The following is a 21,529-nucleotide window of genomic DNA, read 5'->3' on the forward strand; positions in this document are numbered from 1 at the left end:
AAATAATTAATTTTATCGATTAAAATTATTCATAAAAGTAACTGTAAAGATATCACAATGAGAGCGTGGATTTGCAATGCGTGCTCTCAAAGTTGCTCACGTTTTCTAAGTAAATAAATTATGGAATATTGTTGTGGGCACGGATTGCAAATCGGCGCTATCGTCGTTGTAAGGAATTATCTAATTGACAAATTCCCTAATTATCTAATTAAAACATTCTCCAATTAAAAAAAACTATCCAATAAAATCTGATATTTCCTTCCCACGGGAATAATTTCCGCATTACTCATGGTTAAGGTTTTGTAGGTTACAGTGGTGATTTCGCGCGTGTTTACAATGTAGGAGCGATGTACTTGTATGAAATCGGCATTGTCAATTTCGTCGTTTATACTGGCAAGAGAGCCGTATATTATAGTTGGAGATTTTAGTCTTGTGCTGTACAGCTTCATATAATTGCCAAGACTTTCTATATAAATAATATCACTCAGGAGAATGTCAATCATTTGACCGTTGGCGCGGTACGAAAGAACTTTTCCGCAGGCATTATTTTCTTTTTTTGCATTATTTCCAGAATAAAAAGTCTTTGCTTTTTCGATAGCTTTAGAGAATTTTTCAAACGAAATAGGTTTCATCAAATAATCTATTGCATCATTTTGATAAGCAGAAAGCGCAAAATCAGAATAAGCAGTCGTAACAATTGTTAGCGGGCGATTGGGTTGGGATTCCATTAGTTCAACACCCGAAATTACCGGCATATTTATATCCAGAAAAATAATGTCGTATTTGTTTTCATTCAGCATTTTTAGTGCTTCCATACCGCTAAAAGCACTTCCGGAATGTTCCAGATCGTCAAATTTGGCAATGTGCGATGCGAGCGCCTTATGTGCAGGCGACTCATCGTCTATGATCAGACAACGGTAGGTAAATTCCATATGCTTAATTTTACTGTAAAAATACCTTTTTCTTTCTTGCAGGTAAACTCATGTTTTATTCCGTATACTTCTAATCGTCTTTTTAGATTCTCAATTCCGATTCCGGTGCTCGAAAGTCTTGAACCCGATTCCAGAAAATTGTTTTTTAAGGTAAAAGTCAGATTGCGGCATTTTAGTTTTAAATCCAGTTTTATAAAAGGTTCCGGCATTTCGGCAGAAAATTTAACTGCATTTTCTACCAGTGGTAAAAAGAACAAAGGCGGTATTTCAAAATCCTCAAAAGCGCCTTCGTAATTTTGGGTTATAAGAAGTCTTTCGTTTCTAAACCTGTAATATTCCATGTATTTTTTAATGAAATCTATTTCTTCACCTACAAAAACAAAATCTTTTTTGGTTGCTTCAATCTGATAACGCAAAAGGTCTGAAAGATTCAAAATCCTGTCCGGAAGTTTATCCGGCTCCGATAAGGATTCTCCGTACAAATTGTTCATGGCATTCAACAAAAAATGCGGATTTAACTGCTGTTTTAAAAACGAAAGTTCAGACTTGAAATTCATAATATCCTTATCAGTCTGCATTACTTTTTTTGTAATTACGATATGAATAAAATAAAAGAAGGTTCCATTTATGATAAGCGATAAAATCTGCAGGGTTTTTAAATCTCCAAGTCCTGCCAAAGGAAAAAACCAATTCATAAAAAAATAGAAAGAAGTCCAATAAACAAAAAGCAGGATTATAAATGTTTTAAACTTTTTTTGAAATAAAAAAGGCTTAATAATGAATATGTTAAATATGGTGATCCAGATAATACACGGAAAATACCCGGAAGCTATTTTACAGAGAATATAACTCCAGCTGTGCCCGTCTAATTTTATTTCGTCATAAACACAAGCCAAAATAATTGCGTAAATAAGCGCATTTACGATAAGGTTTCGAAGAATAAAGTTCTGATAAATTTTGAGAATTGTCATAACGGCAAAATTAGGGTAATATTATAGTTTATAGCAATTTGAAGTATAAAAATTATACGAACGCCATTGGTATAAATCATACGCCATTGGTATAATTATACTATTATAATAGAAGCTTCTAGATTACTTTTGAACCGCATTTTGACCATCATCCAAAACAAATTATTCGCCCTTTATGAGAAAAAAAATCATTTCTGTATTATTTATATGTACTGCTTTGCATACTATGGCTCAGGAAAAAGAACCTGCTATGAAAACATTAGGTAAAGCCATAACAGAAAAATTCCCGACCACGAGAACTTTTGATGTGCAGTACGAGCAGTTAGGTCCTGCAGATTATAGTTCAAAACTTTTTGGAAATCAATTTGAGAAAGGAAGAATAGAAAGTCATAATCGTGTAAAAGCAGCTTTTAATATGCCATTTTTTACTTCAGAATCCAGGCGGTTTGTACTGACAAGTTCGCTTCGTTATAAATATGAATCGTATGATTTTGGAAACGTTTACAATTACAATTCTGCAGTAACTTATAAAAAAGAAAGAGAAGAATTTCATTATTTTGCCGCAGCTTTGAGTGCAACTTATATCTCGACGCTTTTTAATAAACCTATTATTTACAATGCCACAGCATCAGTTGATGGAAATGAAGATAATGTACAGCGTGTAAAAGGTTTTGTAAGTGCCAGTCTGGTTTTAAAAAGAACAGCCAATACTACAATTACCGTTGGGGTTTTGGGACTGCTGGATCCTTCCTCTATTGTTCCGATAACGCCGCTTTTTACCTATAACCATAAATTTGAAAACTCAAAATGGGATTTTGATTTTATTCTTCCGCAGCGATTTTTATTCAGAAGACAATTGCTGGAAAACGGACGTCTTGGCATCGGAACGGAGTTGAATACTGAAAATTTTTATATCAATGTTGACTCGCCGGGTTCGAAAGGTGTTTATGAGCTGAACCAGCTGGAATTAAAGACTGGCATTACATATGAATATCACTTTACTCCAAAATTAATAGGAACAATTAAGGGAGGGATAAATAATATTTTGAGTGTACGTGTAACAGAAAGGGGAGAACGAACGTCTAATTATGTATATGATCATAAAGAAGATGCTCAAGGTTATTTTAGATTTGGACTTTCGTACAATCCGTTTTAGAAAAATCGTTTAAAAAATAGTATTAAATTATAAGATCATGGTGGAAGTTTTTAAAACAAACGTTCAGAGAATAATCGATACCAATTATATTATCGCGGTTATTAAAAGACAGTTTCCGGCTTATAAAATCAATTTTGATTTAGAAGACTGCGATAAAATATTACGTGTCGAAGGTATAGATTTACAGTCTAATTATATTATAGAATATGTAAACTGTCTCGGATATATATGTGTTAAATTAGAATAATAGATTATGATAAATTTTATTGTTTCTTGCTTTTTACTGTTGTTGGAACAGTTTTAAAAGTGTCTTAGGATTGTGCGCATTATTTTTTAATTTTGTGCTCTTATGAAAAAAATGCTCCAACTCTTTGATTTTACTCAAAAAGTCAACTACAAAAACGAAATTTTAGCTGGTCTGACTGTCGCAATGACAATGATTCCTGAGTCATTATCATTTGCTATTTTGGCAGGGTTTCCGCCTTTGGTTGGTTTATATGCGGCCTTTATAGCCGGTTTGGTAACTGCAGTTTTTGGAGGCAGACCCGGAATGATTTCCGGCGGTGCAGGCGCAACAGTTATTGTATTAATTGCGCTGATGAAGTCGCACGGTATAGAATATGTTTTTGCAGCCGTAGCCCTTGGCGGCGTTGTACAAATATGTATCGGACTTTTTAAACTCGGAAAATTTATCAGATTAGTGCCTCAGCCTGTTATGTTTGGTTTTGTAAACGGACTTGCCGTTGTGATTTTTATGTCGCAATTGGAGCAGTTTAAAACTATTGTAAACGGACAAATAACGTGGCTTACAGGAACTCCTCTTTATATTATGCTGGGGTTGGTTTTGCTTACAATTGGCATTGTATTACTTTTTCCTAAAATCACAAAAGCAGTTCCGGCATCTTTGGTCGCCATTATGGTGGTTTTTGCCCTTGTTTTAGTTTTTAATATTGATACCAAAACAGTTCAGGATATTGCGTCTGTTCAAGGCGGATTTCCTCCTTTTCATATTCCTAATATTCCAATTTCATTTGAAACATTCAAAATTATATTTCCGTATTCAGTAATCGTTGCGGCAGTTGGTCTTACAGAAGGTTTGCTTACGCTGAATTTAGTCGATGAAATTACCGGAACACGCGGTAACAGTAACAGAGAATGTATTGCACAAGGTGGATCTAATATTTTAAACGGTTTCTTTTTTGGAATGGGCGGATGCCCGATGATTGCCCAGACTTTAGTCAATCTTGGTGCGGGTTCCAGAGCCAGACTTTCCGGGATTATTGCTTCGCTGACCATTCTGATAATTATACTTTTTGGAGCGCCTGTAATTGGAAAATTACCCATGGCTGCTTTGGTTGGTGTAATGATGATGGTGGCCATTACTACTTTTGAATGGGCGAGTTTTAAAGTTATTAATAAAATGCCGAGACATGATATTTTTGTTGGGATTTTGGTAGCTGTAGTCACCATCTTATTGCATAATCTGGCTTTGGCAGTTCTGATTGGTGTGATTATTTCGGCTTTGGTTTTTGCCTGGGAAAGTGCTAAAAGAATCCGTGCTAGACATTTTATAGATGAGAATGGGATAAAACATTATGAAATTTACGGACCATTATTTTTCGGTTCGATAGCTGCTTTTTTTGAAAAATTTGATATTCAGAATGATCCAATTCATGTCATTATAGATTTTAAAGAAAGCCGCGTTTCCGACATGTCGGCGATTGAAGCTTTAAATAATCTGACTAAAAAATACAATCAGTTAAATAAGGTTGTCGAATTAAAACATTTAAGCGAAGACTGCAGGCAATTACTCAAAAATGCCGATGCAGTTATTAAAGTAAATATTATTGAAGATCCTACTTATAAAGTGGTTTCTTAGAATTAGATAATTTGTCAATTAGAAAATTAGATAATGTGTCAATTAGATAATTGATGTGGTAATCCGGCAGTTTTTAAAACTTGTTGAATTTACTGCGTATACAGACAATCAATATCATTATCTAATTACCAAATTGACAAATTATCTAATTGTAAAGATTGATTTTTGTAACTTTGTAAAATGAAGCTGACAGAAACTCTAGAAGATTTTTACACAATCAAAGTAAATGGAATGCCCGAGAATCTTAGAAAAGAGATCGGACATTTTAATGTTTTTAAACTCGATGATTTTGTTGGGAATACCTGTAAACCATTTCCTTACACCCGAAAAGACTTTTATAAGATTAGTTTAATCATCGGAAAAAATAAAGTGCATTACGCAGATAAAATTGTCGAGATTGAAGATCAGGCTTTATTTTTTGCAAATCCGCAGATTCCCTACAATTGGGAACAGATTGACGAGAATCAAACCGGTTTTTTCTGCATTTTTACGGATGCCTTTTTTAGCCAATATGGACATTTAAAAGAATATCCTTTATTTCAGCCCGGTGGAAATCCGATTGTGCCTATTTCAAGAGAATTGGCCGAATCGCTAAAAGTGGTTTATTTAAAAATGTTTGATGAAATCAATTCTGATTACGCTTTTAAATATGATGTACTTCGAAACTTAGTTTTCGAAATTATTCACTTAGCATTAAAAACACAAACTGTAACTACTTCATTATACAGTAAGTCAAATGCTACAATTAGAATTTCTTCTTTGTTTTTAGAATTGTTAGAACGCCAGTTTCCGATAGAATCAATTTCCCAGCAAGTCAATTTTCGCTCGCCTTCAGATTATGCAAGTCAGTTAAATGTTCATGTAAATCATTTGAATAAAGCCTTAAAAGAAACCACCGGAAAAACTACTTCGCAGATTATTTCTGAAAGAATTGTTCAGGAGGCCATGATTTTACTGAAACAAACCAATTGGAATATTAACGAAATTGCCTGGTGTTTGGGCTTTGAAGAATTATCTCATTTTATTAATTTTTTCAAGAAAAATGTACAAGTTTCGCCAAAAACATATCGCGTAACCGAAATTGTTTGATTTTCGTAACTTCTGATTTGATTGCTTTAATTTTTATCTTCTATTTCCGACATATCTTTGTACCATCATTTAATTTAAAAATAAAATCATGGACAATAACAAAGTTTGGTTTATCACAGGAGCATCAAAAGGTATTGGATTACTATTAGCTCAAAAATTATTGGCTCAAGGCCAAAGAGTCGCTGCAACATCAAGAAGTGAAGCAGGATTAATAAAAGTATTAGGAAGCCCTTCTGAAAATTTCCTTCCATTAGAAATGGATTTGACGAATGAAAAAAGCGTCAAAAATGCCATTGAAATTACAATAAGTCATTTTAAAACAATCGATGTTTTAGTAAATAATGCAGGTTACGGTTTACTTGGAACATTAGAAGAATTAACAGACCAAGAATCAAGAAAAAATTATGATGTCAATGTTTTCGGCTTGTTAAATGTCATCAGAAACACAATGCCGTACATGCGTGCCAACCAATCAGGGCATATTTTTAATATTTCTTCTATCGCTGGATATAATGGTGGTTTCCCGGGCTGGGGCATTTATTGCTCTACAAAATTTGCTGTTTCTGGTTTAACAGAATCTTTGGCGGCAGAAGTAAAACGTTTTGGAGTGAATGTAACGTTGGTCTATCCAGGATATTTTAGAACTGATTTCTTAACCGACAGCTCTTTAGTTTTACCGCAAAATCCAATTACGGACTACAAAGAAGTGAGAGAATCTGAAAGCGCACACAAAGAATCTATTAACGGAAATCAACCCGGAGATCCAGAAAAATTAGCAGATGCTTTAATCAAAATGAGCACAGAAGAAAATCCAGCGATGCACTTATTCTTAGGACAAGATGCTTATGATATGGCAAATGTAAAAATAGAAAATGTTCAAAAAGAATTGGAACAATGGAAAGAAGTCTCTGTTTCGACTGGGTTTTAATTTGGTAATCAGAGAATGTGTCAATTAGGGAATGTGTCAATTAGAAAATTTGATAATTGCTTATACAGAATTCTATAGAAAGTAAACCCGACAGGTTTTAAAAACGTGTCGGGTTTACTAATGATTTAAAATAATTATCTCATTCTCTCATTATCAAATTTTCTAATTGACACATTTTCTAATTAACCAAAGCCAATTTAACATCGCTCAATTTCCCATCAACTTTCTCAATCTGCAAACCTAAAATATGTGCAATCAAAGGATAAACTGAAACATTTTGAAAGGTATTAACTGTTTTGTCAACTTTAAAAACTGGACCTTTTGCATAAAAAATAGCATGCATATCTTTTTCATTGTTGTCATAACCGTGCGTACCGCCTTTTATGTGTGTACTTTCTTTGCTTACTAAACTATATCCTTTTTCAGCTTCAATAACAAAATCGTGTACACGCGGATTTGTTCCATAATGCAATCTTTTTGGGACTTCAGCAGATCTCCAGAACTTAATATGCGACACTTTTTTTAATGCCTTTGCTATTGAATCCTGAAATCCTGTTTTTGCCTGAAGACTCATAATTGGATTAATTATCTCTTTATAACCCAGCCATTCTGGTTTTAGATAATCCAAAACAGCAACTTTTTTACCATTGCTGATATCAGCCATTCCGTGGTCTGAAACTATAATTAAATTGATTTGTTTTCCAATAGACAACTGGTCTAATCTTCGGGATAATTCACCCATAATAGAATCCATTTTGATAACCATTTTTTTGTTTTCTGGAGAAAGCGGACCAAAATTATGTCCGGTATGATCAGGTTCATCAAAATATAAAGTAACGAGATGAGGTCTTTGCTTTTCAGGAAGTTTCAGCCATTTTAGCACTGTATCAATTCTGGATCCGTATGGAATTTTATTGTCATATGTTTTAAAATAACTTGGATTTCTTTGATCAATATCAGAACCCGGCCAGAAGAAAGATGCCGTTTTTACACCTTGCTGTTCTGCTAGATTCCAAATCGGATTTCCTCCATAAAATCTCGAATCATTTTTAGCATTACTAGACAAAGAAAATGATTCTTTTAATGAGTCATCATAAAAAACATTATTAATAATTCCGTGATGATCAGGATAAAGTCCAGTGACAATAGCATAATGGTTTGGAAATGTTTTAGTTGGATATGAAGGTTTCATTGATTTTGCATGAACACCTTTTTTTTCAATCTTCTTCAGATTTGGAAGGTTAAATTGCTTGCCATAATCCCAACGAAATCCATCCATAGAAACTAAAACTACGTAGGCATTTTTGTTAGATTGAGAATATAAGATTGATGCAGAAAAAAGGAATGTGAAAGATAATAGTTGAGTTGTGAATTTTCTCATTTTGCAATTTTAAGTAGAACTGCAAAGGTATTAATAAACGATTTTTTAATAAAAAAGAGAATGTTAAACTAAGTGAAAGTTTGCCACGAATTTCACGAATGCTTTGTGTGAAAAAAGGTTACCACAAATTTCACAAATTAGCACAAATTTTTAAGCAGAGTACCTAGGGAAATAATTTGCGGTGATTTGTGAAATTTGCGGGAAAGAAAAATCTTTGTAATCCTTTAATCTGTGGCTAGAAGAAAATATATATAAAGATTAGAAAAAAATAATTCGTGAAAATTCGTGTAATTTGTGGCAAAAAAAACGCCAGACATAGATCTGGCGTTTATAGTTTAAGAAGTAAGAGTGATTACATCATTCCTGGCATACCGCCACCCATTGGCATTCCGCCAGCGCTTTCTTCTTTAATATCAATTAATGCACATTCTGTAGTAAGGATCATTCCGGCAACAGACGCAGCATTTTCTAACGCTACACGAGTTACTTTTTTAGGATCGATAATTCCAGCTTTTAGCATGTCTACATATTCGTCAGTTTTGGCATTGTATCCAAAATCTCCTGAACCTTCACCTACTTTTGCTACTACTACAGAACCTTCAAGACCTGCATTTTCAACAATAGTTCTTAATGGAGATTCTACAGCGCGAGATACAATCTGGATTCCAGTTGCCTCGTCAGCATTATCAGCTTTAAGATCTGCTAAAGCTGCTTTTGCTCTTAATAAAGCAACACCACCACCAGCAACAATTCCTTCTTCAACAGCAGCACGAGTTGCATGCAATGCATCATCAACTCTGTCTTTTTTCTCTTTCATTTCAACTTCAGAAGCAGCACCAACATAAAGAACAGCAACACCACCAGCCAATTTAGCCAAACGTTCCTGCAGTTTTTCTTTATCATAATCAGATGTAGTAGTTTCCATCTGACCTTTAATTTGGTTTACTCTGTTTTTGATAATGTCAGCTTCACCAGCACCGCTTACAATTGTAGTGTTATCTTTATCAATAGAAACTCTTTTTGCAGTTCCTAACATTTCGATAGTTGTGTTTTCAAGAGTATAACCTCTTTCTTCAGAAATTACAGTTCCGCCAGTTAAGATTGCGATATCTTCTAACATTGCTTTTCTTCTGTCTCCAAAGCCTGGAGCTTTTACAGCAGCAATTTTAAGAGCTCCTCTTAATTTATTTACTACTAATGTAGAAAGAGCTTCTCCGTCAACATCTTCAGCAATAATTAATAATGGTTTTCCTGATTGAGCAACTGGCTCTAAAACTGGAAGTAATTCTTTTAAAGAAGAAACTTTTTTGTCGTATAATAAGATGTATGGAGAATCTAATTCAACTTCCATTTTCTCAGGGTTTGTTACGAAGTAAGGAGAAAGATATCCTCTGTCAAACTGCATACCTTCAACAACATCCACGAAAGTGTCAGTTCCTTTAGCTTCTTCAACCGTAATAACACCTTCTTTACCTACTTTTGCAAAAGCTGTAGCGATTAACTCACCAATAACTTCATCGTTATTTGCAGAGATAGAAGCAATTTGTTTGATTTTATCAGAATCACTTCCAACTACTTTAGCTTGTTTTGCCAAGTCAGCAACGATAGCTTCAACAGCTTTATCAATACCGCGTTTCAAATCCATTGGATTTGCACCTGCAGCAACGTTTTTAAGACCTTCTTTTACGATTGCCTGAGCTAAAACTGTAGCAGTTGTAGTTCCGTCACCCGCTAAATCATTGGTTTTAGAAGCAACTTCTTTCACCATTTGCGCGCCCATATTTTCTAATGGGTCTTTTAATTCGATTTCTTTTGCAACAGAAACACCATCTTTAGTAACGGTTGGTCCACCAAATGATTTTCCGATAATTACATTACGACCTTTTGGTCCAAGAGTTACTTTTACAGCATTTGCTAATGCATCAACACCACGTTTTAAACCGTCACGTGCTTCAATATCAAATTTTATATCTTTTGCCATTTTTTTATTTGCTTTAGGCAGTAGGCTTTAAGCTTTAGGCTTTCTACTGCTGAGTTAATTTTTTTGTTAAGCTTTAAGCTTTAGGCAATAGGCGTTAAGTTCAGTTGAAGCTCATTGCTTATTGCTTACAGCCTATTGCTGTATTAGTACTTGTTTTAATTTATAAATTTTGCTTTTTATACTATTGATTTTTTCTATTAGATTCTCTGCAATTTCATTATTAAGGTATTGCAAATCTTTAGTTAAAATCAAAAGATATTCTGTTTCATTTGCAGAACCTAAAGCTATGTTGAGAAATTGATTGAATTCTTTGTCGCTATTTCTTCCGCATCCTTCACTAATATTAGTTGGAATTGATGAAGATGCTCTCCTAATCTGGCTTGTTAATCCATATAATTCTTCTTTCGGAAAATTGAAAGTTGTTTTATAGATTTCTAGAGTAAAAGAATGACTTAGCTGCCAAATATCATATTTTTTAAAATCTCTCATTTTTTTGGCTTTATGCTTTAGGCAATATGCTTTAAGCTTTTTGTTGGAGGCCTATAGCTTACGGCTTAAAGCTTACAGCAAATTTAGATTATCGCAAGAATATCATCCTCACGCATGATCAAATAATCAGTTCCTTCTAATTTTAATTCTGTTCCTGCATATTTACCGTAAAGTACAGTATCACCAACTTTTACGGTCATAGTGTGATCTTTAGATCCGTTTCCTACTGCTACTACAGTTCCTTTTTGTGGTTTTTCTTTGGCAGTATCAGGAATAAAAATACCTGAGGCAGTTTTGGTTTCAGCTGCAACAGGCTCAATAAGTACGCGATCTGAAAGCGGTTTAATGTTTAAGGCCATGATTTTATATTATTATAAGTTATACGTTTTTTATGTTCAATTAGCTTTCAGAAATTGTGCCATGCTGTTTTAACTGACATTATTTCCTAAAAAAAATGCCAGCTTTGACAGGCTGGCATTTCAATTTATATTAAATAGATTATTTTGCTGCAGGTGCTGCCGGAGCAGGAGTTTGTTGTGCTGGAGCTACTGGTGCGTTTGTTGCAGGCGCATCAGTTTTTTCAATAAGTTTAGAATCTGTATCGCTTAATGATCCTGTGAAGCTTAAGCTTGAAAGTAAAATTAAAGCAATCAAAATAGTAGCTAAAGTCCAAGTACTTTTATCTAAAAAGTCTGTTGTTTTTTGTACACCACCCAGCATTTGTGTTCCGCTGATAGTAGACGATAATCCGCCTCCTTTAGGGTTTTGTACCATAATTACTACGATCAATAGAAAGCAAACTATTGTGATTAAAACTAAGAAAATTGAAAATGTGCTCATTGTTTAATTATTATTGTTATTTTGTTGTAAAATCCTTATATCCGAAATACGGTCTGCAAAGAAACTAATTTTTTCTGGATATTTCAAAATTAATATTTCATATGCTTGTATCGCTTTTGTATATTTCTTTTGTTCTAAATATACTCTGGCTAACGTCTCGGTCATTAAGTAAGAATTATCTTCCTTGTTGATATCAATTAATACCGTAGGATTTATTCCGGTTGGTTTTATTGGAGAAATTTTTGGATTTGTTTCAATGAATTTATCGATGATTTCTGCCTTTTTCTTTCTTTCTTCCTCGTCATCAGCTTCGTTTTTTTTTACCTCTTCAGAAGTTTCGTTTGTTCTGTCGATAGGTTCTGTACGAGCCAATTGCAGCCACTCTTGAAACGAATGTTTTTCATTAGCAGAAAAATCTAATGGTTTTCCTATTTCAAGATGCTCTATTGCATTTTTTACAGATTCTGAGCTTTCCTCTTGTTTAACTTCTTCCGGAGCTTCATCAAAAACTACTGTTTCGGCTTCTTTTATTGAAGTTATTAAAGATTCTTCGATAGGATCAATTCTAGCTTCAGGAATTAAAATAGGTTCTTCCGCAGGTTTTTCTGTTTCGATTAGAATGTGTTCCTCGATTTTTGGTTCCTCAATTTCTACAGGTTCCTCAAAAGTAACAGATTCAATAGTATGTACAGCATCCAAAACAGACTGATCTATTATAGGCTCTATTTTAGATTCTATTTTTACAGGTTCTTCAAAAGTAACAGATTCGATTTTTTTGATAGAATCTAAGATAGATTCCTCAATAAAAGGATCAATTTTATTTTCTTCGATTTTCGAAGGTTCTTCAAAAGTGATAGATTCAATTTTCTTGATAGAATCTAAAATTGACTGATCAATTTCGGGTATAATTGGTTCTTCAATTTTTACCGATTCTTCAAAAGTAACCGCTTCTATTTTATTTATAGCATCTAAAACTGGATTATCAGCAGCGGTTTCCGTTTCAGTTTCTTCCGTTTTTAATACTTCATCAAAAATAACAGTTTCAATTTTAGGTGTATTTTCTACAGAAGGCTGTTCAATAACAGTTTCAATTTTAGGTTCTTCTGTTTTTACAGATCTTTCAAAAGTTACTGTTGTGGCTTCTTTTATAGAATCTAAAATAGATTTTTCGATAGGGTCAATTCTAACTTCGGCAGCTCTGGCAGTTGCAGCAGGTAAAATTACTTCACTGTCTACAACATTAATTTGTAAAAGATCTTTAAGTTTTTGATCGTAATATTTCTCCTGAATCGAGGTAAAACTTTCAGAAGTTATAAAGTCAAATAAAACAGAGCGATCTGCCGTATGAGCGGCTGTAACTTTTAGAGCATAATTATACTTAAAGCTATTTTGATTGTAAAGCCCTTTCAATCTTAGTGCTCTGGCACTTTGAAAATAAGGAAATTCATTCAAAACACTTCCTAATGCTTCCGTCTGCTTTTCTGTAATAGCATCGGGTTTGTTCATTAAGTAGTTATAATCAGTTACATTCATTATTTAATCTTTTGTTTAATCGTTTATTTGTTTAACTGTCTAATTGTTTTAGTGAAATCGATTAAAAAAATAACCGATCCAACAAATAAACTTCTACCATTTTGCTAATGAATCATTAAAGATGTCTTGCGTGATTCGATCATAAATGGTTTTAATTGCTTCATTTAAAATCGTTCCGGTTGGAAGACCGGTTCCTGCAAAGTCATAATAAAATTCATAAGTTTTCTCAAAATCATCTGCCTCTTTCTTTTTATTGGTAAATCTAACAGCAATACGAATGGATAAACGGTTCTGAAAAGCCTGCTGATCTGCAGTTGCAGTCATTGGAGTAGTTCTGTAATCTACGATTTCACCGTCATAAATTAGATCACCTCCATTGCTTACTAAGTTCAGGTTAGTCTGACCTTGAATTAGATCTTGGAGAGCAAGAGTAAAAGTTCTGTCAATTCCAGGCTCAATCAAGTCGGCATTGTTATGGAAAAAGTTGACCTGAAAAGTTTTGGCATCAATTGGTGTTGTTCCTGTAAAGTTGTACACCGAGCACCCGCTTAACATAAACAGACTGATAAAACCGAATAAATAATATATTTTTTTCATAAGATGTTTTGGTGAAAATTCCAATGTTTTTAAATTCTAATTCTCTAGAAAATTCAAGTCTTAAACTCTAAATTCTATTTTTTTTCAAATATACTAATTTGGACACTAGAGCTGGCGAACTGGAGAGGCAATTTGGAATTTATTTTTGGAATTTTCTTTTATTTTATAAATCGAATTGTTTGATTTTTCGATATAATGTTCTTTCAGATATACCCAACTCGTCTGCAGCTGCTTTACGTTTTCCTTTGTTTTTTTCTAATGATTTTTTGATCATTTCGATTTCTTTTTGTTCCAGACGTAAAATCTCTTCTTCTTCGATTGTTTCTGCAAATAGATAATTATCATCTTGAATCTGATAATTTTCCTCGCGTACTGCGGGAGTCATTACAGCAGTTCTTGGCTCTTCTTCAAAATCTATTTCGCTGTCGTTTTCCTGAGACCCGTATATTTTCTGAATTAAATTTGGATTAATATCCTGCACTTTTGACGAACCGTTTTTCATTAATTCTAATGTCAGTTTTTTCAAATCGTTCAGGTCACTTTTCATATCAAAAAGCACTTTATATAGTATGTCTCTTTCTGTACTAAAATCACTTTCTTTTTTCTTATCACTAATTACAGAAGGCAAATTTGTTCCTTCGGCAGGAAGATAAGATTGTAAAGTAGATAAAGAAATGTCACGATTGGTTTCTAAAACAGAAATTTGTTCAGCTACATTTCGCAATTGACGAATATTTCCATTCCATCTAAATTTTTGCAAAAGCTGTACAGCATCATCATCCAGTTTCAACGGAGGCATTTTATATTTGTGAGCAAAATCGGCAACAAATTTTCTAAATAGCAAATGAATATCATCATTTCTTTCGCGTAAAGGCGGCAGTGTGATTTCTACTGTCGTTAAACGATAGTACAAATCCTCACGAAACTTGCCTTTTTCGATTGCATTAAATAAATTTACGTTTGTAGCAGCAACAATTCTCACATTAGTTTTCTGAACCTGAGACGAACCAACTTTTATAAATTCACCGTTTTCGAGAACGCGAAGTAAACGTACCTGAGTTGTTAAGGGTAATTCGCCAACTTCGTCCAAAAAAATTGTTCCGCCGTCGGCTACTTCAAAATACCCTTCACGCGTGCTTGTAGCTCCAGTAAAAGCACCTTTTTCGTGTCCAAAAAGCTCACTGTCAATAGTTCCTTCCGGAATTGCACCACAGTTTACAGCAATATATTTTCCATGCTTTCTGTGCGAAAGCGAATGGATTATTCTTGGAATATTTTCTTTACCAACACCACTTTCCCCAGTTACCATTACCGAAATATCAGTAGGCGCAACCTGAATGGCTTTTTCGATGGCACGATTTAATTTTGGATCATTTCCAATAATCTCAAATCGTTGTTTTATTGCTTGAACTGTTTCCATATAGTTTTGTTTCAAGTTTTATTTGTTTCAGGTTTCAAGTTACGGAATGTATACGAGTCTTAAAACCACAAATAATATTTTTATCAGTTTGCCACAGATTAAAATGACTAGCACGAATTTTTAAATAAACCACAAATTACACAAATTTGCGCAAATTCATTTTAAGAATTTATCAATCATTTATGTACTAGTGATTTGTTTTGAAAGTTTGCAATTATTCCAACTGGAGTATCTGCAAGTTTCATGTAATTTAATGCTTGGGCGAGATGATCATTGCAAATTTCTTTCACAGATTTCACTTCTAATATTATATCATCATAAACTATGAAATCAGCATAAAATTTATGAGGTAAAATAACTCCTTTATATTCAATTGAAAATTCCTTTTCTCGTTGATAAGGAATTTGATGATTTTTAAATTCAATTTCTAATGCGTCTTTATATATAATTTCAAGTAAACCAGGACCTAATAATCTATGTACTTCCATACATATTCCAACAATCTTGTAATTTTCGTTTTTCTTGTAATAATATTCGTTCGAGTCAGACATGGAGTTTAATTTGTGAAAATTTGTGAAATTTGAGGTTAAAAAAAAATTAATTCATTTCAGAATAACCAACTGCTTCACCTTTCAAAGTTCCACTAGTGCAACTTGTTATTTTTACGTTTACAAAATCTCCAATTTTATAATTTTCTTTTGGGAAAACTACTGTTATGCTTTGAGAATTTCTTCCGGAGAATTCTTCAGTTGATTTTTTAGACACTTTCTCAACTAAAACTTCAACAATTTGTCCCACAAATTCCTCACTTCTAAACCACGCGTGTTTTTGCTGTAAATCGACAATTTCCTGTAATCTTCTTGCTTTGGTTTCTTCCGGAACATCATCTTCCATTTTTCTTCCTGCCAAAGTTCCCGGGCGTTCAGAATACGAATACATATAACCAAAATTATATTTTACATATTCCATCAAACTCATTGTATCTTGATGATCTTGTTCGGTTTCTGTTGGGAATCCGGCAATCATATCCTGCGAAATCGATGCATTCGGAACAATTGATCTGATTTTATCAATCAAAGTCATATATTCTTCACGAGTATGCAAACGATTCATTTCTTTTAAAATTCGATTACTTCCAGACTGAACCGGAAGGTGGATATGTTTACAGATATTTGGATATTTTGCAATAACGTGCAAAATACTTTCGTGCATATCCTGCGGATTTGAAGTCGAAAAGCGAATACGCATTTTAGGAAAACCAACCGCAACCATTTCAAGTAATTGATCAAAATCAACCGCTGTGGCTTTTTGCATTTCAGAAGCATTTACGAAATCCTTTTTCAAACCGCCGCCGTACCAAAGGTAGCTGTCAACGTTCTGACCTAAAAGTGTAATTTCTTTAAAGCCTTTGTCCCACAAATCCTGAATTTCTTTCATGATGCTCTGAGGTTCACGACTGCGCTCGCGTCCGCGTGTAAAAGGAACTACGCAAAACGTACACATATTATCGCAGCCACGCGTGATCGAAACCAACGCTGTGATTCCGTTACTCATCAAACGAACCGGCGAAATATCTCCGTATGTTTCTTCTTTAGATAAAATTACATTGATCGCGTCACGTCCTTCTTCAACTTCAGACAGTAGATTTGGCAAATCTTTGTATGCATCAGGGCCAACAACCAGATCCACTATTTTTTCTTCCTCCAGAAACTGACTTTTTAAACGTTCGGCCATACAGCCCAAAACACCCACTTTCATTTTCGGATTAATTCGTTTTACGGCATTATATTTTTCTAAACGCTTGCGAATAGTCTGCTCGGCTTTATCTCGAATCGAACAAGTATTTACCAAAACCAAATCGGCTTCTTCTAAGACTGAAGTTGTATTGTAACCTCCCTCAGATAAAATGGAAGCTACAACTTCGCTGTCCGAAAAATTCATCGCACAGCCGTAACTTTCTATAAAAAGTTTTTTAGTATTCTCAGGTTTATTTTCTAAAACAAGACTTTCGCCTTGTTTACTTTCTTCAATAATCTTTTCCATTGTAAAATTTCAAAGTGCAAAGATAACGCAAAACTGATTATTATGACAAGATGTCAGATAAAGAATTAACAATGTTTTTTGAGATTTTATTTATTGTAAAGGAGTGGGAAGTAATTTGCAATCAAATCTCAAAGAAAGAAGTTTAATTAAGGAAAATATTTAAATTTGAAACGTTTAATTTGATAGAAAATAGATTTAAAGATGAATGTTTACAAAAAAAATATACTTATTATAGTGCTCTTAATAGTATTTCTTTTTGTGAATATTTTTTACGTTTATTTATTTAGAAATAATATCGATCAGCCTCAATTGCCTGTTAAATATAAAAGTTATAAAGAATTCAGGAAAACGACAGTAAAATCTTTAAATTATGAAATTATAAAATTAAGAGGGAGTTGGGACGACAAAGATTATTTTGGAGAACCAATATTTGTAGAAAACAGCGATTTTGTTGTTTTGCATTCCAATGCTTGGCCTAGTGCAAATGGGGACAGTTTTTATTATAAACTGGATAAAAATGGTAAGCTGGTAGATAGTATTCCTGATATAAATTACTCAGGAATTAGAGATGGATACTTGATAGCTGAAAATGAATATAGTAGTTGGATGATTGATGGTGATACACTTAAACATAAATATACTGATCTAAATTCAGATGCCGGCTGGCAGCCTGAAAGAATAAAAACAGAATTTGACAAGCTTCGTAATAAGGCAGTTTCAACAGCTTATTTTAATTATGACAGGCTTTGGAAATACGACAGTGAAAATTATGAGAATAAAATTGATAAAGCGGTGTTTTTAGTTGAGGGAAAATGGTACGCACTGTATGGTGAAGACTTAGATTTACCAGATTATACAACTTTAAGTAAAGAAAAAGAAAAATCATATCAAACCAAATATACACACTTACTTCAAGCGGATCATTTTCATAAAACAGCACTTAAAGGGAGAGATATGTGGGTGTGGAAGGTAAATGCATATTTTAATTTTATAAAAGAAAAAGACACCTTGAAATTTTTTCAAGAAATGGACCTTAACGGCGAACATGGCGATTTGTTTTTGACTTATTATTCTAGTGAAAAGATTAATTTCTCTTTGATTTTAGCCGAATATGGAGAGGGGTATTATATAATAAAGGCAATAAACCGTCAGCAATGAAGATAAAACCATCCTTTAAAAAAGTGTTGTTTATAGCCTTTTTAGTCGCAGTTCAGTACTTGTATTTTATTAAAGATGTTATACATTCCGGGCTTTGGGCAGGACTAGAAGAATTATTTTATTTTGCATTTGCGCTTGTACTTTTCGTAATTGCCATTCCGTATTGTTATCTCATCGTATTATTAGAAGAAAAAAACTTTCTAGCTCCTCACTTCTTTTTTAGGTTTGCAGTTCCCTATATAGTTATCTGTGTATTGTTCTGGATTGTTTTAAACTATGACGGCGATTATTTCCCTTCGTATCAACAGTATACATTTAATGAATACATAGACAGGTTAAGTGATTTTATAGTATTTGCTAAGAATGTTGGCATAATGTGTTTGACAGTTTCAATTGTTTTGTCAATAAGCGAGAGAGAAAAATAATTTTTTGCTTATAAAAAAGAATAATTATTTAGCTATAAACCTTTAAAAATTATACCTATATATATAATGCATCTGTTTACAGATAAATCTGTAATTTTTAGAAACATAATATTAAAATAACTCAAAAATGCATTCGCGAGGTTGATATTTAAAAAAATTAGATACTTTTGTTGCAGAAAATAAGAGCAATGGCAAAGAATTTAGTAATAGTGGAATCACCTGCAAAGGCGAAAACGATAGAGAAATTTCTAGGGAGCGATTTTCAGGTGGAGTCAAGTTATGGTCACATAGCCGATTTACCATCAAAGGAAATAGGAGTAGACGTAGAAAATGGATTTAAACCTAAATATGAAGTTTCTCCAGATAAAAAAGCCTTAGTAAGTAAGCTTAAAACACTATCTAAGAATGCCGAAATGGTTTGGTTGGCAAGTGATGAGGACCGCGAGGGGGAGGCTATTTCATGGCATCTGGCGGAAGAATTAAAATTAGATATAAAAAAAACCAAAAGAATTGTTTTTCACGAAATTACAAAATCTGCGATTCTTAAAGCAATTGAGAATCCAAGAGAAATTGATTATAATTTAGTAAACGCTCAACAAGCACGTCGTGTTTTAGACCGTTTAGTAGGTTACGAATTATCTCCGGTTTTATGGAGAAAAATTAAAGGCGGACTTTCTGCCGGACGTGTACAATCTGTTTCTGTTCGTTTGATTGTCGAAAGAGAACGTGAAATTCAGAATTTTGGTGCGATTGCAAGTTATTCGATTGTAGCAGAGTTTGTAAACGAAGCAGGAAAATCTTTTAAAGCAAAACTGCCAAAAAATTTCAATACTAAAAAAGAAGCCGAAGATTTTTTGAATAAAAACATCGGTTCTAAATATAAGGTAGCAGATTTAGAAACTAAACCTACCAAAAAATCACCAACAGCACCATTTACAACTTCTACACTGCAACAGGAAGCTGCAAGAAAATTGTATTTGCCGGTTGGAATCACAATGCAGTTAGCACAGCGTTTATACGAGGCGGGACTTATAACTTATATGAGAACGGACTCTGTAAATCTTTCTAAAGAAGCAATGGGTGCTGCCGAAGCTGAAATCATAAAATCTTACGGAAAAGAATTCTCAAAACCGAGAACTTTTGCTAACAAAAGCAAAGGAGCACAAGAAGCGCACGAAGCAATTCGTCCGACAGATATGTCGCGTCATACCGTAAATATTGATCGTGACCAGGCTCGTTTATATGATTTGATCTGGAAAAGAACTTTGGCTTCGCAAATGAGCGACGCACAGTTAGAAAGAACAAATGTAAAGATCGAAGCAGATAATCACAGCGAAATCTTTACTGCTTCAGGAGAAGTATTACTTTTTGAAGGTTTTCTTAAAGTTTATTTAGAAGGACATGATGATGACGAGGAAGAGCAAGAAGGAATGCTTCCGGCATTAAAAGTAAATGAAAAGCTGGTTAATAATTATATTACAGCCACAGAACGATATACAAGACCACCGGCACGCTATACTGAGGCTTCTTTAGTTAAGAAATTAGAGGAACTTGGAATAGGTCGTCCGTCAACTTATGCACCTACAATTTCAACTATTATCAATAGAAATTATGTTGAAAAAGGAACTCTAGAAGGTGTAGAACGTAATTATACACAACTTACTTTGCAAAATAGTAAAGTAGGTGAGAAGCTGCTAAAAGAAAATACAGGTTCAGACAAAGGAAAATTAGTTCCAACAGATATTGGTACTATTGTTACTGATTTCCTGGTTAAGAACTTCGGAAATATTTTAGACTATAACTTTACGGCAAAAGTAGAACAGGATTTTGACGAAATTGCAGAAGGAAATATTGACTGGGCTAAAATGATGCAGGAGTTTTATAATAAATTCCATCCAAATGTAAAAGAAGTTGAGGCAAATGCTGAACGTGAGAGCGGGGAAAGGATCTTAGGAAAAGATGCAGACGGTAGACAAGTATCTGTTCGTTTAGGAAAATTTGGACCAATGGCTCAAATTGGAGAAGCAGACGATGAAGATAAAAAGTTTGCTAGTTTAATGGCAGATCAGAATATAGGAAATATTACACTTGAAGAAGCTTTGAACCTATTTTTACTTCCTAAAAGTTTAGGAGAATATAAAGGAGAAGAGGTTGAAGTAAATAATGGTCGTTATGGTCCTTATGTACGTCACGGAAGTGTTTTTATCTCTTTGCCGCGAGGGGAAGATCCTCTTGGGGTTTCTAAAGAAAGAGCTCAGGAATTAATTGATGAAAAAGCTTTAGCAGATGCGCCAATTGCAGTATATAAAGGAGAAGGTGTTCAAAAAGGTGTAGGGCGTTTTGGTCCTTTCATTAAATGGAACGGTCTTTTTATAAATGTGAGCAAAAAATACAATTTTGATAATTTATCACAATCCGATGTTGAAGAACTGATTGAAGATAAATTGCAGAAGAACATTGATAAAGTATTGCATAACTGGGAAGATGAAGGCATTGTTGTTGAAAAAGCAAGATGGGGACGTTCTGTTATTCTAAAAGGAAAAATCAAAATTGAATTAAGTAAAGATGTTGATGCGACAAAATTGACCTTGGCCCAAGTTCAGGAAATGATTGCAGCAAAAACTCCAGTTAAAAAAACAGCTGCAAAGAAAGCAGCGACAACTAAAAAAGCACCAGCTAAAAAAACAGCTGCAAAAAAGAAATAATA

General features: G+C 33.7%; 20 protein-coding genes. 8 read left to right on the top strand and 12 right to left on the bottom strand.

The genetic code is table 11. The features are described 5' to 3' along the window. Window positions 1-224: 224 nt before the first annotated feature. Both B0A68_RS01655 and B0A68_RS01660 read right to left on the bottom strand, forming a co-directional pair. The gene (locus B0A68_RS01655; protein WP_035685311.1) at window positions 225-932 is read right to left on the bottom strand and encodes a LytR/AlgR family response regulator transcription factor; all 708 of its coding nucleotides are present in this window, start codon (window positions 930-932) and stop codon (window positions 225-227) included. Then, a complete protein-coding gene (locus B0A68_RS01660) occupies window positions 908-1,903 on the bottom strand; it encodes a sensor histidine kinase (protein ID WP_035685309.1) in 996 nt (331 codons plus the stop codon). Before B0A68_RS01660 ends, B0A68_RS01655 begins: the two co-directional genes overlap by 25 nt. 175 nt (window positions 1,904-2,078) lie before the next feature. On the opposite strand from B0A68_RS01660, the gene B0A68_RS01665 reads away from it, so the two are divergent. From B0A68_RS01665 to B0A68_RS01685, 5 genes are all read left to right on the top strand, one after another. Continuing rightward, complete coding sequence (locus tag B0A68_RS01665; RefSeq protein WP_035685307.1) at window positions 2,079-3,059, top strand: DUF6268 family outer membrane beta-barrel protein; 981 nt, start codon at window positions 2,079-2,081, stop codon at window positions 3,057-3,059. 37 nt (window positions 3,060-3,096) lie between these two features. After that, window positions 3,097-3,306 (top strand): hypothetical protein, encoded by a 210-nt coding sequence (locus B0A68_RS01670; protein WP_035685305.1) that lies wholly within the window; start codon window positions 3,097-3,099, stop codon window positions 3,304-3,306. A gap of 102 nt (window positions 3,307-3,408) precedes the next feature. Next, a complete protein-coding gene (locus tag B0A68_RS01675) occupies window positions 3,409-4,938 on the top strand; it encodes a SulP family inorganic anion transporter (protein WP_035685304.1) in 1,530 nt (509 codons plus the stop codon). A 180-nt stretch (window positions 4,939-5,118) separates the two neighbouring features. Next, the gene (locus B0A68_RS01680; protein WP_035685303.1) at window positions 5,119-6,027 is read left to right on the top strand and encodes a helix-turn-helix domain-containing protein; all 909 of its coding nucleotides are present in this window, start codon (window positions 5,119-5,121) and stop codon (window positions 6,025-6,027) included. A gap of 88 nt (window positions 6,028-6,115) precedes the next feature. Further along, window positions 6,116-6,955: an oxidoreductase gene (locus B0A68_RS01685; RefSeq protein WP_035685300.1), complete on the top strand. Its 840-nt coding sequence runs from the start codon at window positions 6,116-6,118 to the stop codon at window positions 6,953-6,955. Between the two features lie 178 nt (window positions 6,956-7,133). Here B0A68_RS01685 and B0A68_RS01690 read toward each other — a convergent pair whose 3' ends face one another. From B0A68_RS01690 to miaB, 10 genes are all read right to left on the bottom strand, one after another. Next, window positions 7,134-8,336, bottom strand: a complete 1,203-nt coding sequence (locus tag B0A68_RS01690; RefSeq protein ID WP_035685298.1) for an alkaline phosphatase family protein — start codon at window positions 8,334-8,336, stop codon at window positions 7,134-7,136. A gap of 352 nt (window positions 8,337-8,688) precedes the next feature. Continuing rightward, entirely contained in the window at window positions 8,689-10,317 is a 1,629-nt protein-coding gene (gene groL / locus B0A68_RS01695; protein ID WP_029273328.1) for a chaperonin GroEL, read from the bottom strand. A gap of 132 nt (window positions 10,318-10,449) precedes the next feature. Next, entirely contained in the window at window positions 10,450-10,806 is a 357-nt protein-coding gene (locus B0A68_RS01700; RefSeq protein ID WP_035685296.1) for a four helix bundle protein, read from the bottom strand. Between the two features lie 83 nt (window positions 10,807-10,889). Continuing rightward, entirely contained in the window at window positions 10,890-11,165 is a 276-nt protein-coding gene (locus B0A68_RS01705; protein ID WP_012023920.1) for a co-chaperone GroES, read from the bottom strand. A 139-nt stretch (window positions 11,166-11,304) separates the two neighbouring features. Next, window positions 11,305-11,646, bottom strand: a complete 342-nt coding sequence (secG, locus tag B0A68_RS01710) for a preprotein translocase subunit SecG (protein ID WP_035685294.1) — start codon at window positions 11,644-11,646, stop codon at window positions 11,305-11,307. 3 nt (window positions 11,647-11,649) lie between these two features. Beyond that, window positions 11,650-13,179 carry a tetratricopeptide repeat protein gene (locus tag B0A68_RS01715; RefSeq protein ID WP_035685292.1) on the bottom strand — a complete coding sequence of 510 codons (1,530 nt, stop codon included), beginning with the start codon at window positions 13,177-13,179 and terminating at the stop codon, window positions 11,650-11,652. A 93-nt stretch (window positions 13,180-13,272) separates the two neighbouring features. Then, window positions 13,273-13,776: an LptE family protein gene (locus B0A68_RS01720; protein WP_035685290.1), complete on the bottom strand. Its 504-nt coding sequence runs from the start codon at window positions 13,774-13,776 to the stop codon at window positions 13,273-13,275. A 163-nt stretch (window positions 13,777-13,939) separates the two neighbouring features. Then, window positions 13,940-15,196, bottom strand: a complete 1,257-nt coding sequence (locus tag B0A68_RS01725) for a sigma-54 interaction domain-containing protein (protein ID WP_035685288.1) — start codon at window positions 15,194-15,196, stop codon at window positions 13,940-13,942. A 176-nt stretch (window positions 15,197-15,372) separates the two neighbouring features. Continuing rightward, on the bottom strand, window positions 15,373-15,747 hold the full coding sequence (locus B0A68_RS01730; RefSeq protein ID WP_035685286.1) for a GxxExxY protein: 375 nt from the start codon (window positions 15,745-15,747) through the stop codon (window positions 15,373-15,375). Between the two features lie 46 nt (window positions 15,748-15,793). Beyond that, window positions 15,794-17,239: a tRNA (N6-isopentenyl adenosine(37)-C2)-methylthiotransferase MiaB gene (gene miaB / locus B0A68_RS01735; protein ID WP_035685284.1), complete on the bottom strand. Its 1,446-nt coding sequence runs from the start codon at window positions 17,237-17,239 to the stop codon at window positions 15,794-15,796. Window positions 17,240-17,497: 258 nt separating this feature from the next. Between miaB and B0A68_RS01740 the strand changes: the two genes are divergently transcribed. From B0A68_RS01740 to topA, 3 genes are all read left to right on the top strand, one after another. Beyond that, window positions 17,498-18,397, top strand: a complete 900-nt coding sequence (locus B0A68_RS01740) for a hypothetical protein (protein WP_123947464.1) — start codon at window positions 17,498-17,500, stop codon at window positions 18,395-18,397. After that, complete coding sequence (locus B0A68_RS01745; RefSeq protein WP_035685280.1) at window positions 18,394-18,822, top strand: hypothetical protein; 429 nt, start codon at window positions 18,394-18,396, stop codon at window positions 18,820-18,822. Before B0A68_RS01740 ends, B0A68_RS01745 begins: the two co-directional genes overlap by 4 nt. 188 nt (window positions 18,823-19,010) lie before the next feature. Then, the gene (topA, locus tag B0A68_RS01750; protein WP_035685277.1) at window positions 19,011-21,527 is read left to right on the top strand and encodes a type I DNA topoisomerase; all 2,517 of its coding nucleotides are present in this window, start codon (window positions 19,011-19,013) and stop codon (window positions 21,525-21,527) included. The last annotated feature ends 2 nt before the right edge of the window (window positions 21,528-21,529 follow it).

This window comes from Flavobacterium reichenbachii (assembly GCF_002217435.1).
Taxonomy (GTDB): Bacteria; Bacteroidota; Bacteroidia; order Flavobacteriales; family Flavobacteriaceae; genus Flavobacterium; species Flavobacterium reichenbachii.

Excerpts from the sequence above, each read along its gene's own strand:
- B0A68_RS01725 (WP_035685288.1), bottom strand. The coding sequence starts at position 15,196 with ATGGAAACAGTTCAAGCAATAAAACAACGATTTGAGATTATTGGAAAT.
- B0A68_RS01700 (WP_035685296.1), bottom strand. The coding sequence starts at position 10,806 with ATGAGAGATTTTAAAAAATATGATATTTGGCAGCTAAGTCATTCTTTT.
- B0A68_RS01720 (WP_035685290.1), bottom strand. The coding sequence starts at position 13,776 with ATGAAAAAAATATATTATTTATTCGGTTTTATCAGTCTGTTTATGTTA.
- B0A68_RS01690 (WP_035685298.1), bottom strand. The coding sequence starts at position 8,336 with ATGAGAAAATTCACAACTCAACTATTATCTTTCACATTCCTTTTTTCT.
- B0A68_RS01660 (WP_035685309.1), bottom strand. The coding sequence starts at position 1,903 with ATGACAATTCTCAAAATTTATCAGAACTTTATTCTTCGAAACCTTATC.
- secG (WP_035685294.1), bottom strand. The coding sequence starts at position 11,646 with ATGAGCACATTTTCAATTTTCTTAGTTTTAATCACAATAGTTTGCTTT.
- B0A68_RS01730 (WP_035685286.1), bottom strand. The coding sequence starts at position 15,747 with ATGTCTGACTCGAACGAATATTATTACAAGAAAAACGAAAATTACAAG.
- topA (WP_035685277.1), top strand. The coding sequence starts at position 19,011 with ATGGCAAAGAATTTAGTAATAGTGGAATCACCTGCAAAGGCGAAAACG.
- B0A68_RS01680 (WP_035685303.1), top strand. The coding sequence starts at position 5,119 with ATGAAGCTGACAGAAACTCTAGAAGATTTTTACACAATCAAAGTAAAT.
- B0A68_RS01715 (WP_035685292.1), bottom strand. The coding sequence starts at position 13,179 with ATGAATGTAACTGATTATAACTACTTAATGAACAAACCCGATGCTATT.
- B0A68_RS01745 (WP_035685280.1), top strand. The coding sequence starts at position 18,394 with ATGAAGATAAAACCATCCTTTAAAAAAGTGTTGTTTATAGCCTTTTTA.
- miaB (WP_035685284.1), bottom strand. The coding sequence starts at position 17,239 with ATGGAAAAGATTATTGAAGAAAGTAAACAAGGCGAAAGTCTTGTTTTA.
- B0A68_RS01665 (WP_035685307.1), top strand. The coding sequence starts at position 2,079 with ATGAGAAAAAAAATCATTTCTGTATTATTTATATGTACTGCTTTGCAT.
- B0A68_RS01705 (WP_012023920.1), bottom strand. The coding sequence starts at position 11,165 with ATGGCCTTAAACATTAAACCGCTTTCAGATCGCGTACTTATTGAGCCT.
- B0A68_RS01685 (WP_035685300.1), top strand. The coding sequence starts at position 6,116 with ATGGACAATAACAAAGTTTGGTTTATCACAGGAGCATCAAAAGGTATT.
- B0A68_RS01675 (WP_035685304.1), top strand. The coding sequence starts at position 3,409 with ATGAAAAAAATGCTCCAACTCTTTGATTTTACTCAAAAAGTCAACTAC.
- groL (WP_029273328.1), bottom strand. The coding sequence starts at position 10,317 with ATGGCAAAAGATATAAAATTTGATATTGAAGCACGTGACGGTTTAAAA.
- B0A68_RS01655 (WP_035685311.1), bottom strand. The coding sequence starts at position 932 with ATGGAATTTACCTACCGTTGTCTGATCATAGACGATGAGTCGCCTGCA.
- B0A68_RS01670 (WP_035685305.1), top strand. The coding sequence starts at position 3,097 with ATGGTGGAAGTTTTTAAAACAAACGTTCAGAGAATAATCGATACCAAT.